Source organism: Phormidium pseudopriestleyi FRX01, assembly GCF_017313335.1.
Taxonomy (GTDB): Bacteria; Cyanobacteriota; Cyanobacteriia; order Cyanobacteriales; family Laspinemataceae; genus Laspinema; species Laspinema pseudopriestleyi.
Genome location: NZ_JAFLQW010000645.1, coordinates 1 through 3,574, shown reverse-complemented (window position 1 = coordinate 3,574; position 3,574 = coordinate 1). Strand labels below are relative to the sequence as shown.

At 47.0% G+C, this 3,574-nt stretch carries 3 protein-coding genes; 2 read left to right on the top strand and 1 reads right to left on the bottom strand.

Annotated features, from left to right (window positions below):
- Positions 1-236: 236 nt before the first annotated feature.
- Complete coding sequence (locus J0895_RS24320; protein ID WP_207090564.1) at positions 237-1,508, top strand: cation:proton antiporter domain-containing protein; 1,272 nt, start codon at positions 237-239, stop codon at positions 1,506-1,508.
- 195 nt (positions 1,509-1,703) lie between these two features.
- Here the strand turns inward: J0895_RS24320 and J0895_RS24315 are convergent, their stop codons facing one another.
- Complete coding sequence (locus tag J0895_RS24315) at positions 1,704-2,618, bottom strand: SGNH/GDSL hydrolase family protein (RefSeq protein ID WP_207090563.1); 915 nt, start codon at positions 2,616-2,618, stop codon at positions 1,704-1,706.
- 685 nt (positions 2,619-3,303) lie between these two features.
- Here J0895_RS24315 and J0895_RS24310 point away from each other — a divergent pair.
- Positions 3,304-3,537 carry a hypothetical protein gene (locus J0895_RS24310; RefSeq protein ID WP_207090562.1) on the top strand — a complete coding sequence of 78 codons (234 nt, stop codon included), beginning with the start codon at positions 3,304-3,306 and terminating at the stop codon, positions 3,535-3,537.
- Positions 3,538-3,574 lie beyond the last annotated feature (37 nt).

Here is a 3,574-nt window from a genome sequence, read left to right as displayed (position 1 = left end):
CTACAGAGAGATGCGGTTAAAACTGGAGATGGGATATTAATTTGGAAAGCCACAAGTGTTGAGTGCGATCGTCTCCTTCTCTATTTCGGCTTTAAGTGAGGTGTGTTTATTTTTTAGTGTGAGGTCAAATATAAGAATTCTACAAAACCTGCCTATGCGGACTGGAAAAAATGCGATAAAAACCGGGAAATTCAAAACGCGATCGCCCAATTAATTATACAAAAGGAGGCTGAATCTTGAGCGAACTCAACATCGCACTAATGGCTGTAGGAGGGCTAGTTCTGTTTCTAGGACTGCTCTCTGACTTTTTCCGACGGACTTGGTGGGCTTCAGATCCGATGACAGCGCTGATTTTTGGGGTGCTGCTCGGGCCAGTGGGACTGGCATGGTTAGATCCAAACCATTGGGGAATCAACCAGGAGGTATTATTAGAGCAAGCAGCGCGGTTCACCCTAGCGATCGGACTGATGGGGGTGGCGCTGCGACTGCCGAAAAATTACATTTTCCGGCAGTGGCAACCCTTAGCGTTGTTACTGGGATTGGTGATGCCCTTGATGTGGTTGGCAAGCGGTTTTCTGGTCTATTTCATCCTGGGAATCCCCTTCTGGGAAGCAATGCTTGTAGGCGGTGTCATTACTCCCACGGATCCGATTGTGGCAACATCAATCGTCACCGGGGTAGTGGCGAAGCGCAATCTTCCCAGACGCCTGCGCCATATCATCTCTGCGGAATCCGGGGCAAATGATGGATTGGCGTATCCCCTCGTCTTTTTACCCCTGCTGCTACTCAATCGTCCCCCTGGGGATGCCCTGTTTCACTGGGCGGTGCAAACAATCCTGTGGGAAGTGGGAATCGCCGTGGTGGTGGGGGCTGTGTTCGGGTATAGTGCGGGTCGTCTGCTGGAGTGGGCGGAAGCGAAAAATACCATGGAGAAACAATCGTTTCTCGGCTATACAATCGCCCTAACGCTGTTCGTACTGGGTGCGGCTAAACTGCTGGGCAGCGATGGGATTTTAGCTGTTTTTGTGGCGGGATTAATTTCAAGTGAGACTATTAAAGGTAAGGAGCGATCGGAGGAAGAAAATGTGCAAGAGGCGATTAATCGCTTCTTTAGCTTGCCAATTTTTATTCTGCTGGGATTGACAATTCCCTGGCAGGATTGGGCGTCATGGGGATGGAATGGGGCAATCTTGGTGGTGGCTGTGCTACTTTTGCGCCGACTCCCGGCAATTTTGCTCCTTTCTAACTGGATTCAACCGATTCAGAACTTTCCAGAAACGCTATTTGTGGGCTGGTTTGGCCCAATTGGCGTGGCGGCTATGTATTATGCGAATTTAGCGGTGCGCGAGACGCAGGGACATGAGGTTTGGGCGATCGCCAGTTTGATGATTTGTGCTTCAATTTTTGCTCACGGGTTGAGTGCTACGCCGTTGAGCCAAATCTACGGCAGATGGCATCAAAAGCAGGTCTCTGGTGAGGGTTCTGACCCAAGTCTGCGATCGCGATAATACCACTTTTCAAAAATTAAAACTTACGCAACTGCCAATTTTAGACTCTATAATCAGGGTGGTGAGCTTTAACCCACCCTACAAATATAGAACTTACGCAACTGCCTATCAAACAAACAATGTAGGGTTGATTCACGAATCGACCCTACATTGTTTGTTTGAGCTTAAATAATGCCTAAATCCTGTTGAGGAAGATTAACGATTAGACAGGGGAGAAACATGACGGCGTTTGCGCAACGATCCTGCACCGACTAACCCGAATGCTAAGACTCCTAATACAGAAGTCGGTTCGGGGATAGAAACTGAGTCGTCTGATCCTGGAGTTTCAACGATGATCGGATCCCTAGAAGGGTTGCCTAGATTAGAGGCGGAAACAATCCCATCAAACCAGGCATTAGCTAAGGTGGTGTAACCCTGGGGTGTAAAGTGAACACCATCATAGAGATCATCCCCCGTAAACAAATTGCGGGTATCGACAAAGGAGAGGTTATTCTGTTGATAGCGATCGCTGCCTAACAGACCCGGAATCATGTTATTGTATAAAGCAGCCTCTTGGGATAATCCTCGATTGGGCGCTAAAGGGGCGATCGAGCTAATCAGTACATTAACATCAGAAGACCAACCCAAGATTTTATCAATTAATGTGCCAAGTTCATCAATCGTTTCCTGGGCAGTTGTATTCTGAAAGATAAAGTCGTTGGTTCCGGCCATCAACAAGATGACATCTGGAGTGGCCGCATTTAGCCAGTTATCAATATTGGACATCAAATCACCGGCACCCGCGTAGGTGTTCCCGCTAATAGCATATCCACCATGACCCTGATGATTGCGATCGAATGCATAGGGTTGATCCCAATTTGTGGGGGAATTAGTAGTAGCACTCCCGACAAAATCAACATTGAATCCACTGTCATTTAATCTCATCCAGAGGTCGTCTCGATACCCCGCAGGGTCATCCCCTCGGCCTCGGGTGTTAGAATCCCCTAATGGCATAATTTTAAGGGGATTGGATTGGGTTAAAGAAAAGGCTTGTGCTGTGGAGGATGTTGCACCCAAAAGCACAAGGGTAGCGAAAGCAGTAGATGCCAGAGTTAGACTCAAACGTTTCATGGGGTAATACCTCTGAAAAATAAGTGAAAATAAGTTAATTGAATGGATGATTCCTGCCAAAAATTATCAAAGATAACTTGGCAATTTAGAGATTTTAGGGTCCAATTGAGCCGGTAGAACTGAGGGTCATTGTTGACCCTAGGAGACACTTTTTTTGAAATGGGGCTTTGCAACCCTTATGTCGGTTAAAACTCACAATTCAAGTCCGACAGCCGGTTTCTTGGCTCAGATTTTAGGGGTTGGGAGATTCCCTAGACCTTCATTGAGACGCACTTGGGCATCCCTCCCTTATTAGTTTGATCTATGCTTTGCCCTCAGTCACTCTATCTTTGTGCTGAATTGTTTCCGGAGTGATCCCGAACAACCGAAACTGGGGTTTAAAGACCTTTATTTTCAAATTATTATCCGGGTTTGATGTGTAGAAACCCGCTTTGAAGCGTCAGTTCAGGCTTTGTCAGGAGAGTTAACAACTTAGGCACCAGACCGAGTTTATGCCCGATTCAAGGGTAAATCATGCATCATTTGACCCATGTCAATCTGTAAATGGGGTAAAATTTTAGAGAATTTTGAGGAGGTAGAGAGTCCGCTGAACCTCGTTGAAAATTCGGCTTAGGAATTCATGGAGTCCCTTTGAAAAGGGAGTTCCCTGATTCACTTAAATTTATTATAAAGTTTTTTAAAAAAATTGGGGGAGGTTTACCAAAATTTTATATACTGGGTTTTTCAGGGGGCGATCGCCACCGATAGATTGCCACAGAGGAAACGGGATTTCCCTGACCCCGCAAAGCCAGCCCTACAGCCCCTGGATGCTGCGGCTGCCGGGATAAAACTGCGCTGGGGTGTAGAGAAAGATGCACCCCATCCTTCTGTTTATATAGCGTTTCCCACAGTTATTCGCGGACATTTTTGGAGTGCGTAAAGCCTGAGCCCGGGCTTCGCTGTGCGGCGTAGCGTGT